At 40.5% G+C, this 13,611-nt stretch carries 15 protein-coding genes; 10 read left to right on the top strand and 5 right to left on the bottom strand.

Annotated features, from left to right (window positions below; genetic code table 11):
• The first annotated feature begins 416 nt into the window (after nucleotides 1-416).
• Nucleotides 417-1,079, top strand: coding sequence for a nuclear transport factor 2 family protein (locus tag RMZ41_RS01265; protein WP_322639716.1), 663 nt, complete (start codon nucleotides 417-419; stop codon nucleotides 1,077-1,079).
• A 45-nt stretch (nucleotides 1,080-1,124) separates the two neighbouring features.
• On the opposite strand, the gene RMZ41_RS01260 is transcribed toward RMZ41_RS01265, so the two are convergent.
• Together RMZ41_RS01260 and RMZ41_RS01255 are read right to left on the bottom strand one after the other, a co-directional pair.
• A complete protein-coding gene (locus tag RMZ41_RS01260) occupies nucleotides 1,125-1,589 on the bottom strand; it encodes a (2Fe-2S) ferredoxin domain-containing protein (RefSeq protein WP_322639715.1) in 465 nt (154 codons plus the stop codon).
• Nucleotides 1,590-1,780: 191 nt separating this feature from the next.
• The gene (locus tag RMZ41_RS01255; RefSeq protein ID WP_322639714.1) at nucleotides 1,781-2,461 is read right to left on the bottom strand and encodes a GntR family transcriptional regulator; all 681 of its coding nucleotides are present in this window, start codon (nucleotides 2,459-2,461) and stop codon (nucleotides 1,781-1,783) included.
• Nucleotides 2,462-2,550: 89 nt separating this feature from the next.
• On the opposite strand from RMZ41_RS01255, the gene RMZ41_RS01250 reads away from it, so the two are divergent.
• Nucleotides 2,551-4,173: a 2-isopropylmalate synthase gene (locus tag RMZ41_RS01250; protein ID WP_409874692.1), complete on the top strand. Its 1,623-nt coding sequence runs from the start codon at nucleotides 2,551-2,553 to the stop codon at nucleotides 4,171-4,173.
• Between the two features lie 110 nt (nucleotides 4,174-4,283).
• On the opposite strand, the gene RMZ41_RS01245 is transcribed toward RMZ41_RS01250, so the two are convergent.
• A complete protein-coding gene (locus tag RMZ41_RS01245) occupies nucleotides 4,284-4,508 on the bottom strand; it encodes a hypothetical protein (protein WP_322734416.1) in 225 nt (74 codons plus the stop codon).
• Between the two features lie 226 nt (nucleotides 4,509-4,734).
• Between RMZ41_RS01245 and RMZ41_RS01240 the strand changes: the two genes are divergently transcribed.
• Entirely contained in the window at nucleotides 4,735-5,580 is an 846-nt protein-coding gene (locus RMZ41_RS01240) for a class I SAM-dependent methyltransferase (RefSeq protein WP_322639712.1), read from the top strand.
• Nucleotides 5,581-5,807: 227 nt separating this feature from the next.
• Complete coding sequence (locus RMZ41_RS01235; RefSeq protein ID WP_322639711.1) at nucleotides 5,808-6,236, top strand: KTSC domain-containing protein; 429 nt, start codon at nucleotides 5,808-5,810, stop codon at nucleotides 6,234-6,236.
• A gap of 141 nt (nucleotides 6,237-6,377) precedes the next feature.
• On the opposite strand, the gene RMZ41_RS01230 is transcribed toward RMZ41_RS01235, so the two are convergent.
• The gene (locus tag RMZ41_RS01230) at nucleotides 6,378-7,301 is read right to left on the bottom strand and encodes a nucleoside hydrolase (protein WP_322639710.1); all 924 of its coding nucleotides are present in this window, start codon (nucleotides 7,299-7,301) and stop codon (nucleotides 6,378-6,380) included.
• A gap of 15 nt (nucleotides 7,302-7,316) precedes the next feature.
• On the opposite strand from RMZ41_RS01230, the gene RMZ41_RS01225 reads away from it, so the two are divergent.
• The 3 genes from RMZ41_RS01225 to RMZ41_RS01215 all read left to right on the top strand — a co-directional run bounded on the left by RMZ41_RS01225 (nucleotide 7,317) and on the right by RMZ41_RS01215 (nucleotide 10,417).
• The gene (locus tag RMZ41_RS01225) at nucleotides 7,317-7,748 is read left to right on the top strand and encodes a nucleoside deaminase (RefSeq protein WP_322639709.1); all 432 of its coding nucleotides are present in this window, start codon (nucleotides 7,317-7,319) and stop codon (nucleotides 7,746-7,748) included.
• A 648-nt stretch (nucleotides 7,749-8,396) separates the two neighbouring features.
• Complete coding sequence (locus RMZ41_RS01220) at nucleotides 8,397-9,221, top strand: IS630 family transposase (protein ID WP_409874711.1); 825 nt, start codon at nucleotides 8,397-8,399, stop codon at nucleotides 9,219-9,221.
• A 227-nt stretch (nucleotides 9,222-9,448) separates the two neighbouring features.
• Nucleotides 9,449-10,417, top strand: coding sequence for a tetratricopeptide repeat protein (locus tag RMZ41_RS01215; RefSeq protein ID WP_322641651.1), 969 nt, complete (start codon nucleotides 9,449-9,451; stop codon nucleotides 10,415-10,417).
• 118 nt (nucleotides 10,418-10,535) lie between these two features.
• On the opposite strand, the gene RMZ41_RS01210 is transcribed toward RMZ41_RS01215, so the two are convergent.
• The gene (locus RMZ41_RS01210) at nucleotides 10,536-11,153 is read right to left on the bottom strand and encodes a DUF411 domain-containing protein (RefSeq protein WP_322641650.1); all 618 of its coding nucleotides are present in this window, start codon (nucleotides 11,151-11,153) and stop codon (nucleotides 10,536-10,538) included.
• Nucleotides 11,154-11,235: 82 nt separating this feature from the next.
• Between RMZ41_RS01210 and RMZ41_RS01205 the strand changes: the two genes are divergently transcribed.
• From RMZ41_RS01205 to RMZ41_RS01195, 3 genes are all read left to right on the top strand, one after another.
• Nucleotides 11,236-11,520, top strand: coding sequence for a hypothetical protein (locus RMZ41_RS01205; protein ID WP_322641649.1), 285 nt, complete (start codon nucleotides 11,236-11,238; stop codon nucleotides 11,518-11,520).
• Nucleotides 11,521-11,674: 154 nt separating this feature from the next.
• Entirely contained in the window at nucleotides 11,675-12,616 is a 942-nt protein-coding gene (locus tag RMZ41_RS01200) for a DNA polymerase III subunit delta' (RefSeq protein WP_322641658.1), read from the top strand.
• Nucleotides 12,617-12,888: 272 nt separating this feature from the next.
• The gene (locus RMZ41_RS01195) at nucleotides 12,889-13,509 is read left to right on the top strand and encodes a hypothetical protein (protein WP_322641648.1); all 621 of its coding nucleotides are present in this window, start codon (nucleotides 12,889-12,891) and stop codon (nucleotides 13,507-13,509) included.
• Nucleotides 13,510-13,611 lie beyond the last annotated feature (102 nt).

Below are 13,611 nucleotides of genomic sequence, written 5' to 3'. Positions count from 1 at the left end.
TTTCTCAGAGTAAAGACACACTAGCAAAGCTATAGCCACAGATACCCGAAGGGTTTGATAATTCGGGTACTTTGTTTATCACTAAGGATTCAAGTATTTTATTTTTTAAACTGTTGAAAAATATCATTTTAATATCAGTAAAAATATTTAAGTCGTAACTTGATTACTTAATCAAATAAACACACATTTGAGCATATTTAGTATTTAAAACTTTATGTGTTACTTGCTATTATAATAATTAATTGTATGCATCAAGCCTTGTAGTAAATTTTTAAGTTATTAACTGAGATAAAAGTAAGTTGTAACTAAATATTTTGCAGATTTAGTTTGATTATATTACTTAAAATATCAGTTATTAGTTTAGTTTACAGCAAGTTAGAAGATGCGAAAATAGTAATAATTAAGGTGGTTATCCTGTGGAAAAAAGAAGAGAAGGTGGGCGGATAGTTCCAAGAGCTATCTCGTTTTTCTTAAATAAGATCGCATTGATTGTACTTGCAGTCACTCTTGTGCTGTTTATTGGAGGTAGGTTTGAGCTAGCAAGCGCAACACAACCTAACGCCGAATTAGAAATTCAAAAATTAACATCTTGTTATGCGTTGGGAACTGATGCCATTGGTAGAGGAAATCTTCTAGAGGGAAAAAATATTTATCGCAACTGTTTTACTCAAGATGCAGTCCTCACTGCCATTTTTCCTGATGGGACAACTCAAACAAATTATGGGACGGATTCTTGGGCGGATTTTGTCTATTCAGTATTTCAAGGAAATGGTTATACAGCTACCCAACACTTGATGGGTACGATAAACATCTCAATTGAGAATAATAAAGCAGTGATGACTTCTTATCTCCATGCGACTCACAAGCGTTCGGAAACTAGCATTGATGTCGCTAATGGTACTTACGAAGATCAAGTTGTCAATGTAAATGGAAACTGGAAAATTCGTAAACGTACTCTCAAACTCATCGATTTCTTGAATCTCAGTTCACCAACGGTTGAGTCAGCAAATACTAATGCCCGAAGCAGTAATTCTTCAGCTAACTTTGTAAGACCAAAAATGTCCGGTTTCAAGAATTAATCTTTCATATCGTATAAGTAAAAAGTAAAAAGTAAAAAATACTTTTTACTTTTTATTCTGTTTAATATATGAATAAAGAAGTTCCCGTAGGCGTAGCCCGTCGTAGATATCGCTCTGAGGATTTACAATTAAGCATGGACTGTTACCGCCACTTCCATTACTTACAATAACGACAGTAATACCAGATTTTGGACACACTCCTAAACAACTAGTGTTAACCACTCGAAATTCACCCCATAATCCCTCAAATTTTAAACGAGATTTTAACCAATTTTCTAGGTCTTCGGAAGGTGTTGAACTTTTGCTAGTTGGATGAAAACTATTTGATTGCTCGTTTGCACATTGTGAACACACAAGTACCAAACCAGACTCCCACTGGGGAGAAACGTTGGGAATAGATGTGTATAACGGGTGAGAATTTATTAATGGCGATGTCTGCTGAGAATCCGATGCAAAACTCTTGATGATACGTTGGAACAATCTTTTAATACGCTTGAGCAGTTTTTTCATAGACAACCACTTAGTTCTGTGAACAATGTGAATTGAATAAAAAGACCTCTCCCTAGTTTTACTACGTAAAACCGTCCCTCTCCGAGGCGGAGAGGGAGAGAGTTGAACTAAAGTTCAAGGAAGGGAGAGGTTTGTTCAAGAGAATAGTGGAAATTTTTCGTTTAGTCTGTTCTGGTACAACATCTCAATAATCAGCGCTTCTGAGCAATTTGCTGCAAGTATGCAATTAGCTGTTCTCCGGCGGTGTCAATGTGTCGTTTCAGTAACCTGACAGCAGCTTTTGTATCGTGCTTTTGACAAGCATCTAAGAGTTGATAGTGTTCCTTTTGCGATCGCTCTTGGTAATCCATCTGTGCTAATTGTACGCGAACATAGCGATCGCAATTAATGTGTAAAGTTTTAATCATCGCCAGCAACCGGGGACGTTCAGCAGTGGCGTACAGCGTCGCGTGAAATTCCCAGTTGAGTTTTGCCAACATACCTGCATCAGTTGCTTGATTTGTCGCTTCCAAAATCACAGCAGCTTTTTCTATATCTGTTTCCCTGAACTTAGGTATTGCTAATTGCATCGCTTTCACTTCCAAAGCGCTACGAATTTCACAAATTTCTTGCGCCTCTTGTGCTGTCAACACCGATACAATCGCACCACGATTTAAATGCAGTGTTACTAATCCTTCTGCTTCTAGCTGCTTAAGGGCTTCGCGCACGGGAATACGACTAACGCCAAATTGAGTGGCGATTTCATCCTGTCTCAGAGATTGTCCTTCCTGAAAAATACCGCGCAGAATCGCTTCCCGCAAAGCATCGGCAATTAAATCTGGCGTACTGCGTTGTTGTTGCAGCACATTGGCTGCTAAGTCATTTAAGTTCATATTATATATTGTATACAAAATACAAAAGATTGTATACAATATCCAAAGTAAGTTTTTTAAATATCCCTTCAATACCACGGGAGACATTTATGAGCATCGCATCTCAACCAGACAGAGTTATTATCTTCGACACCACGCTACGGGATGGCGAACAGTCACCAGGCGCAACCCTCAATGTAGAAGAGAAATTAGCGATCGCTCATCAACTAGCTCTGCTTGGTGTCGATGTAATTGAAGCCGGTTTTGCCGTCGCTAGTCCGGGAGATTTTCAAGCTGTTAAAAGCATTGCCGAACAAGTCGGAATACCTGGTGGGCCGATTATTTGCAGTTTAGCTAGAGCCATTCGCCAAGATATTCACGCCGCCGCCGAAGCTTTGAAAGGTGCGGCTCGTCCGAGAATCCATACGATGATTTCTACCTCAGATATTCACCTGAAATATCAATTGAAAAAGTCTCGTAGCGAAGTATTAGCGATCGCATCAGAAATGATTGCTTATGCCAAATCCTTTGTAGACGATGTAGAATTTTCTCCAATGGATGCTAGCCGCACTGAGCCAGAGTTTCTTTATGAAGTTTTGGAGATGGCGATCGCAGCAGGTGCAACTACAATCAATATTCCTGATACTGTTGGTTACTGCACACCCAAAGAAATCGGAACTCTGATTCAGGGAATTCGAGAAAACGTTCCTAATATCGATGGGGTGATTTTATCCATTCACACTCAAAATGATTTAGGTTTAGCGACAGCTAACGCTTTGGCAGCAATTGAATATGGCGTGCGTCAGGTGGAATGTACCATTAATGGCATTGGGGAACGAGCAGGTAATGCAGCTTTAGAAGAGATTGTAATGGCGTTGCAGGTTCGCAAACCATTCTTCAACCCTTACTTTGGTCGTCCCGTTGATGCCGATACACCCTTGACTAATATTAAGACTCAGGAGATTTATAAAACCTCATCCTTGGTTTCCCAATTAACCGGAATGCTGATTCAGCCCAATAAAGCGATCGTCGGAGCAAATGCTTTTGCCCATGAGTCTGGTATTCACCAAGATGGGATTATCAAGCACCGCGAGACTTATGAAATTATGGAAGCTGCTGCGATCGGTTTACCAGAAAATCGGATTGTTTTGGGCAAGCACTCAGGAAGAAATGCTTTCCGTAGCAGGCTCAAGGAATTGGGTTTTGAATTGAACGAGGCGGATTTGAATAAAGCTTTCAATCGGTTCAAAGAAGTCGCTGATAAGAAAAAAGAAATCTCAGATTGGGATTTAGAAGCGATCGTTCGAGATGAAACGCAGATTCAAGTAGAAAGTGGCTTCCAAATCGAACACGTTCAGGTAATTTGCGGTGACTGCACTTGCCCAACTGCAACCATTACAATTGTTACCCCCGATGGCAAAATTCTCACGGATGCGAGTGTAGGCACTGGCCCAGTGGATGCGGTGTATCAAGCAATCAATCGATTGGTGCAGATTCCCAATCAACTAATTGAGTTTTCCGTCCAATCTGTGACTGGCGGAATTGATGCACTGGGAACTGTGACAGTTCGCTTGAAGCATCAAGAACGGATATTCTCTGGACAAGCATCTGATACTGATATCGTAGTAGCCGCAGCTTACGCTCATATCAACGCTCTAAATCGCCTGTATCGTTATTTGCAAACACAGAGATCCCATTTTGATGAGATGAACCCTGCTGTTGTCTCTGGGTAGATTCTGATGCGTTGTTTGATACAGCCATGAATCGTTGATGTAGAGACGTAAAATTTTACGTCTCTACAAGAGTTTTGGTTGCACAGCTAAGTACAGTTTTGGATAAAATCTTAGCGTATTGGCGTTGCAGATGGACGCATTGGCATTGCAGAGGGACGCATTAGCATTGTAGAACGACGCATTGGCATTGCAGAGGGACGCATTAGCATTGTAGAGGAACGCATTAGCATTGCAGAGAGACGCATTGGCATTGCAGAGAGACGCATTGGCATTGCAGAGCGATGCATTGGCATTGCAGAGAGACGCATTGCCATTGCAGAGAGACGCATTGGCATTACCAAATTTGACTTGCTACAAATTTAATGAAATGCTGTACTAAGCTGATGCGCGTCTAGATTGTACATTGCAATTGTTAAGACTATCCTTTGTCGATGGTCATCTGTCCTTTTAAATACAAATGACAAATGACAAATGACAACATCTTTTTTACCCCTTTGAATACTGAATTAGTGTTCTAGCATTATGTAAATGTAAGACAAAAACAATGTCTGGATGATAATTATGAATCAACAATTAGAGTTGAATGAATACAAACAACAGATTGCCGATTTATACAGCCGCAGAGGCCAAACTTATGATGAGGGCGATTGGCATCCTCGAATTGCTCATCGTTTGGTTGAATATGCACACATTAGCCAAGGACAGCATGTTTTAGACATTGCAACTGGGACAGGCATGGTGGCGATTGAAGCAGCACAGCTTGTCGGTTTGGCAGGTCGAGTTGTTGGAGTAGACATTTCAACTGGGATGCTTGAGCAGGCAAAACGCAAGATTGAGGCGTTGGCGCTGAATAATATTGAGCTTGTACTCGCGGATGCCGAGAAACTGAACTTTCCAGCCAACAGTTTTGATGTTGTTCTATGTTCCTCAGCCCTGATTTGGATGGCTGACGTTCCAGCCGCATTACGCCTTTGGCATCAATTCCTCAAACCTGGTGGACTAATTGGTTTTCATGCATTCGCAGACACAGCTTTTGTGGAAGGGGTAACACTGCAAAAAGTTGCTGAGAAATATGGTGTTTCACTTGCATTCAGTAAACCAACAGGCACTATTGAAAAGTGCCATAACCTAATAAAAACAGCAGGCTTTGAGGCGATTGAAATTAAGTCTGAGCAAGATGGTATTTATATTAGCTTAGAACAGGCAAAGCAAATGTGGGCTGGAAGTTCTCGTCCAGCACCTGGGCAATTTCTAAATCCCCTTTCGCAACTCTCATCTGAGCAACTAGAAGAAGTGAAGGCGGAATTTGAAACAGAATTGGCAGCATTAGTGACGGAACAAGGAATTTGGAACGATCTCACAATTCTTTATACCTTTGGTCGCAAGCCACAATTAACCTCTCCCTGACTTGAACTAAAGTTCAAATCTTTCCCTCTCCGAGTCCGAGAGAGACGGTTTTGCATAGTAAAACCAGGGAGAGGTCTTTTTCATTAGGCGAAATACAGTTCAGATCAGAAATGCGCTGACCGGTCTTGACATCAGAGAGCCTTAATAGTATATTTGTACTATTAAGGCACTTAAGTGTTGCATAAAACTTTAACACTCCCGATTACGCCAACAGGAGAGCAAAATTAATGAAGCTATCTAAGGTAGACTTGAGCAGTTTAGTAGCGATCGCTCATTCTGATGGATATTTGCAGTTGTTGCTCGATCGAGGCGACGAACTAGAGTTTTTGGAAATTCCAGCGCCGATACAAGCTTATGAAGGATTGCAAGAACTGAACGAGGCGATTGCTGAAACGCCTGCACTACCCTTTGAAGAAGAACCAATCGCTATGTTACCAGTTAGCTCATCAATGGCGATCGCTGTCGGATATGATCGCAACGAACAAATTTTGCAAGTTGAGTTCCAAAGTGGATCTGTTTATCAATACTTAGGCGTAGACGAGGATACTTGGGAAGATTTGCATACTTCCGACTCAGTTGGCAGCTTTTTCAATCAAGAGATTAAAGGCAGATATGACTGCGATCGTCTAGATAATGCAGATTATAGTATTGACTAATTAATAAATCTAACAAATTCTGGGAGTTTAAGTCCCCCGCAACTAACAACGTTTTGTTTTGTGGCGGGGTTTAAATCCCATTTGCATTACTTAATTACGAATTACGAATTACGAATTACGAATTACGAATTACGAATTATTTTAACGTGCCCATTGTTGCAAGATATAACCATAAAAAGCGTCTTTATCAACCTGATCCATTGCATAAATTTTCCGACCACCAGGAACTACTTTAGTACGTCCCTGACTCACTCCAGTGGTGACAATTTCTGTTTCCCATTCGCGCAGTTGATAAAATTCTGGATGTCCTAGATAAGCTGTCGCCAACACATCCCAAAAATAATAATCTTGAGGGATAACTAGTGCATAACATTGTCCGGCTAAATCAGAAATAGGATAGTGGCGTTGTCGCCCCATTTTTTGCACTAACTCTGATGTGACTGGGACATTATTAGTTAAATCCAAAGGACACATAATAATTTCAATCTGCGTTTCCCACACCCGCGCCGCCGAAACTGCGTCCCAATAAACATTCCATTCGGCGGAACCATCTTGTCCAGCTTCTAAACTTTTTTCCACATTACCGGAGACATTCAAAGCACCTCCCATCCAAACAATTTTGTGAATCTTGGCTTCAATGTCGGGTGCTTCGTCTAAAGCTACTGCTACAGTGGTCAATGGCCCAGTTACCATCAACGTTACAGGGCTTGATGCGTTACGTAACACCTCGATCATGAAATCTTGGCCTGTTTGTTTAATCAAAGGCGTAGTGATGGTTTCGTGTTGATTGAGAATGGGAAGATGGTCAACGATAAACGAATCACGGCGATAGAGAGTAGGAAATGGATTGATGCCACGTACAGTACTTTCTGCAACTGAAATATGAGAAAATCCCATCAAATCGAGAATTTTACGTGTAGCGCTAACAGCCGGTTGGACATAACAATCAGCCGGTGTGACAACAACGCCGAGGAGTTCAATATGATCCATCGTCAACAGCAGCATGGTTGCTAGATAATCATCTACACCACCATCGTGATCCATTAATACAAGTTGTTTTGACATAAAAGGAGAATTAATATGGATAAGTTTATGGAAACTGCAATTCAAGAAGCAAAACAAGGCAGACAAGAAGGCGGAATTCCGATTGGTTCGGTTCTCGTCAAGGATGGTCAAGTTCTCGGCAAAGGGCACAATAAACGTGTGCAAGATGGCGATCCTGTCACTCACGCCGAAATCGATTGCCTTCGCAATGCTGGGAGAGTTGGCAGCTACAGAGGTACTATACTCTATTCAACCTTAATGCCGTGTTACTTATGCGCTGGGGCAGTGGTGCAATTTGGTATTAAAAAAGTCATCGTCGGAGAATCCAAAACTTTTCCTGGTGCTAAAGAATTTATGGTATCTCACGGTGTGGAAGTAATTGATCTTAATCTTGACGAATGCGAACAAATGATGAGTGAGTTTATTGAAACTAACCCAGAACTTTGGAATGAAGATATCGGTAATTAGTTAGAGGATGTCTGAAAACTTTTTGGTATTGTATTTGAGACTTGTAGATCCCCTTAAAAAGGCTACGGTGTACACACAAGTCTTTTAAAGCTGCTTTACACCTTGACTTGCAATGCCAATGCATCGACTTACAATGCCAATGTATCGACTTGCAATGCCAATGCATCGACCTGCAATGCCAATGTATTGACTTGCAATGCTAGTGTATTGACTTACAACGCCAATGCATCGACCTGCAATGCCAATGTATTGACTTGCAATGCTAATGCATCGACCTGCAATGCCAATGCATCAATTCGTAAAGATTAGCTTACCCTACGTTACGTACCAATTACCCCTCTTCTGTCACTTTCCGAGTATTCTTAATAAAAGGATTAAAAGAAAAAACTCTGGAAGGTAAGCAGGGCAATGGATGTAGAATTACAAATCCTGAAACATTTGGCTAGAGACGCGATGAATCGCCGTCTCTACAATAATCAGCGATCGCCTGTTGAAGAATCGTAATACCGTTTTTTTTTGTAAAGCTACGCCAAATTTCCTTTGCTTCTTATTTCTTTCTTTATGTCCTTCTCTGATGAGACGCTGCGCGAATGCGTCCTTTGCGGTTCGTTCCTCATATAGTTCGACGCACCTTCATACAGAACTGGTATTACAGGAAAAGTAATTACAGCTTCCGGAGTCAAGCCCACTGTTAAGGTGATATGGCCAAGAGATAACTTTTGGATTTATGGTGCAATTGAACCATTGACAGGAGATCATTTCCTTTATGAGTACCCGAAACTGGATGGCGAGTGTTTTCAACAGTTTTTGGACTGGCTATCTCAACAATTAGGCTCAGATTACGCTATTTTACAGGTTGACCAAGCACCTGCTCATACAAGTTCAGCAATTTGTTGGCCAGAAAATATTATTCCTTTGTTTCAACCACCTTCAGCCCCTGAACTCAATCCCATTGAAAGGCTTTGGCAACTCCTCAAAAAACCACTCAAAAATCAACTTTTTTCTTCTTTACAAGCTTTACGCGAGCGCATCCAAGAAATATTCGACCAACTTACTTTTGAGCAAGTAATTTCTGTCTCTTCTTATAACTTTATCCTAGAAGCTCTTTTCTATGCAGCTTCACATGAAATTGGTATTATACCTGGAATGGCTGTAGCTCAAACAGCTACTAGCAATAGTAATGAAATTGCTATTAACTCTAACAATTTACCTAGTAATTCTACTTCTGTTAATTACTTTCAGCCTTTCAATCTAGTTACTTTTGCGTATCAGGGAGGTTTGAAGCAGCACGGAATTCCTAGTGGTGAAACACTAGTATTTGAAACTCAAAACAAAAAGCTTATTGCAGAAGATTTGGTGAAGGCTGCTGTTAATGCACATAAATTACCATCGCAAGTTTTAAACGACCAAAATTATCTAAGTGCAGTTAATTTACAACTCAACGCATTGCCTGATTATGCTGCTGCTGATTGATTGGTTTTTCTTATATTTTTTATAAAGCTAAATCTTATGAGTATACTATAATCGTGTGCTTCTTACCAATATAAATAAAAGCTTTTATATATAGCGATCGCTGCTGTATAAAACAAAGTTAGATATTCACAGAATTTGTACCTATAAGTTCTGTTATTGTGTGCTGAAGGCACAGAAAATCGTATAATCAACAACTTATCAAGTAAAAATTTCGTTTTCTATAGAGAATGACAGAAGTAATTAGAACAGGGAGCCTAAATAACATCGAGTCCATTGAATTTGAAAAGCAGTGTTTGCACCAAGCCAGAGAAATAGGCGATCGCAACAGTGAAGTCATTTGTTTAGCAAGTTTGGGCAATGCTTATCAGTCCATTGGGGAGTACCACTTGGCAATTGAGTTTTATCAGCAGTGGTTGGATATAGCAAAAGAAATAGGCGATCGCTTCGCACAAGCCAAGTCTGTGTCTGGATTGGGCAACGCTTATCAATCACTGGGTAAATACCAGCGAGCGATTGAATTTTATCACCAGTGGTTGAGTATTACGCGAAAAATAGGCGATCGCACAGGGGAAGGCATTTGTCTAGGAAGTTTGGGCAATACTTATGAATACCTGGGCAAGTACGAGCAAGCGATTGAATTTTATCACCAGTGGTTGAGTATTACTAGAAACACAGGCGATCGCACTGGAGAATGTATTTGTCTAGGAAGTTTGGGCAATACTTATGACTCATTGGGACAGTATCAACGGGCAATTGAGTTTTACCATCAATGGTTAGAACTGACAAAATTGAACTGCAATGCCTACGGTGGGCAAAGCCAACGCAATGGAGAGGGCATGGCGCTCAGTGCTTTGGGCAGTGCTTATAAGGCATTAGGACAGTACCAAAGAGCAGTTGAATTTTATCAGTATTCATTAGAAATCAGAAAGAATCTTGACGATAAAAATGCCGAAGCAAATACTTGGTTTAATTTAGGTTTGGTGTTAGAAAAAATCAATCGAGAATCAGAAGCAATGGATGCCTTTTGCAATGCTCGTAGTATTTATCACACAATGGGAATTGATGCAAGTTTGCAAGATTGTAACCATGCGATTGAGCTTCTTTCTGAAAATGTTTCAACCACAGAATCTCGCATCGGACTTGGGAAATGGTTCAGTCATTTGTCACATTTGATCAAAACTGACTCTCACCAATAACATTTTCAATCACTGATTCAGGCAATATGAGGATATTTTAAAAGCTTTTGACTATTTTTAATTCTAAAGATAGATTAAAATCCACTTTTAAAATATCCTCTGAATTGGTGAGGTTATATCAAGAAGATGGGTATTTATTGAATACCGCAACTGAGTTTTTGCCATCAAAGGCAAACACGGTAAACGGGTCTTTTTGATTTCCTATCTCCATCCCAGGAGTGCCTACAGGCATTTGGGGGACAGATAAACCAACTACATTTGGCTTTTCTTGCAGCAAACGTTTGATATCATTTGCTGGGACGTGTCCTTCGATGACATATCCATTAACAATTGCCGTGTGGCAAGATGACAAATTATCCGGCACGTTGTACTTTTGTTTAACTGTTTCAATATCAGGCGTGGAAAAGTCTGTAATTTGAAAACCTTGTGTCTTTAAGTGGTCAATCCACCCGCCACAACAGTTACAAGCGGGGCTATGATATACAGTGGCATTTAACGTTGTTGATTTTGATAGTGTCTGTTTATCTTGGATACGTTTAGTAGTACTTATCAGTTGAGCATTAGCTGCAACAGAAGCAGGAAAAACAGCTTGAGCATTACTTATAGGAGCAGTGCTTCCCAAGATGCCCAACGTCCCTACAGTTAAACAAATTATTACCACTGCACGCAAAGCAGCACGCACCAAGGTGGAAGGTAAAGATTTTTGCCAGCAATAAATAAATTGTTTGTATGACATCTCAGACTTCCTAAGTACAATATTGCATAATTTTGTTGTAACAAATTCTCTTCAAAAAAAACTCTGTATACTTTGCGCTCCTGTGCGAAAACAGTACGCTTTGTCAAGCAACGCCAATGCATCGCCTTACAATCCTAATGCATCGCCTTACAATCCTAATGCATCGCCTTACAATCCTAATGCATCGCTTTACAATCCTAATGCATCGCCTTACAATCCTAATGCATCGCCTTGCAATGCCAATGCGTTGTCTTACAATGGCATTGCATCGCTTTACAACGCCAATGCATCGCCTTGCAATGCCAATGCGTTGTCTTACAATGGCATTGCATCGCCTTACAATGCCAATGCATTACTCTGCATTTAAAAAGACTGCGAATCTTATACGGTAGAAGTCATTGCAAGAGTGCTAGTATGTCAAATATTGGCATTTTGCCGATTCTAAATTGTTCTTTTAGAAGACAACTCTACGACATCAGCCCTTAGTTTTCATATTCTTGTTTCGGCGAAGGTACTGAACTATTAACCCATTTGCACCACTTGTAGGACAACAGCAAGCCATAGAATTACTCACTCAGGCTGTCAGACAAAAGCGAGTTGCTCCAGCGTATCTATTTGTGGGGCCAGATGGTGTAGGAAGAAGTTTAGCAGCCAAGTGCTTTGTGGAATTGCTATTTTCTAGCGAGATGGGAGTCACTGCGGCTTTACAAAACCGTTTGCGTCAGGGGAACCATCCAGCTTTGTTGTGGGTGCAACCAACGTACCAATACCAAGGACAACGATTAACACCAACAGAAGCGGCTGAAAAAGGACTTAAGCGTAAAGCACCACCTGTAATCCGGCTAGAGCAAATTCGGGAAATTACCGAATTTTTAAGTCGTCCACCCTTGGAAGCGCCGAGAAATGTGGTAGTGCTAGAAGAAGCTCAAACAATGGCAGAAGCCGCAGCCAATGCTTTACTTAAAACCTTAGAAGAACCGGGACAGGCGACTTTAATTTTAATTGCACCTACACCTGAGTCGGTTTTGCCAACCTTGGTGTCACGCTGTCAACGCATTCCTTTTTATCGTTTAAATGCAGAGTCTTTGGCTGTTGTTCTCACGCAAACAAATCATCAAGAAATTTTGCAAAATCAGGCAGTATTGAATATAGCAGCTGGCAGTGCGGGAAGTGCGATCGCATCTTACGAGCAATTACAAGCTATTCCCTCAGAGTTACTCGAAGATTTGAAAAAAGCCCCTGCTTCGTACCGCAAAGCTTTAGAGTTAGCCAAAAAAATTGATAAAGATTTAGATACAGAAGCTCAACTGTGGTTAGTTGATTATCTTCAGCAATTTTACTGGCATCTTTGGCATCAACCTAGTATTATTAACCAGCTAGAACAATCTCGCAAATACTTACTTGCTTACGCTCAACCCAGGCTAGTTTGGGAATGTCTGCTTTTATCTATATGTCAGAAATAAAATCCTATTTGCTAACTCTTACACAAAAGCCTCAAACCTTTTAGCAATATTAAATAATATTACTTAAGTACCTATGATTAATTAGTACTAGTGTATTATTAAGATCGAGCTACGTAAAATGTCTCGTAAAGAATGCGGCGAGTTGAAAAGACATTACCCAAAGACACTGAAATTTGCTCAACTTTCAAAACTTCATAGCAAACAAAAGCCTTGTGGGGGATGACCAATAAAGGCTATCCGATTATTATTTTTGAAGATTGTACCTCTGACTTATGATGAACTTCTTGCAGACAATTCCAGTTCTTTTTTTAGGGGCTATTTTGGCTGTGCTTTCCCCTAAAGTTTGTGCTGCTTTCAATGTTCAAGAAGTAGCTAGTCTTGCCCAAGCATCAAGCAATTTGCCAGTAGTCAAATCAGCAGGATTGTCCCCCGATATGGATGTACCTTGGTCAAAAGCCGTGAGAATCGTTGACCCTTTTGAAGGGGAGTTTCTTGGGGTTTTTGACCGCAACTCTTTAGGTGGTTATTTGTACCGTGAGGGTTCAACGCAAGTTCTTAGTTTGTGGACTCCTTCAAGTATTCGAGTCCTCGTAACACTAAATTCGGGTCAAGCAATGTCTTCTTTCTATACCGCAGGTCGAGTATATTCTAGACCTGACTTTATTAGGTTTGTCACTACCAAGAAAGTCGGTAAACTTTTGGTCAAGGTTAGGGAAAAAGTTTTTCAATTAGACGGTTCAACCGGCGCATTTCCTGTCAATAAAGAATTAGCCACTGCTTTAAAAAATGCTCCAGATGAGAATTTAAACATCAGACTAATCTTGGAAGGAGGCCAAACTGTTGATAGCGAAATTGGCAAAGGCACGGTGAAGGCTTGGCGCAGCATTTATTAAACTATATCTCCAGGAAGCTATGCCTACGCATTTTTAACCTAACAACTAATCAAAAGCTGGTATGGGCAATATTTTTCAACAATCAACGGCTAATTAAAGAAA

The organism is Nostoc sp. DedVER02 (assembly GCF_034530675.2).
GTDB lineage: Bacteria > Cyanobacteriota > Cyanobacteriia > Cyanobacteriales > Nostocaceae > Nostoc.
The sequence above is the reverse complement of the archived record's forward strand: the minus strand, read 5'-3'. Positions and strand labels throughout refer to the sequence as shown.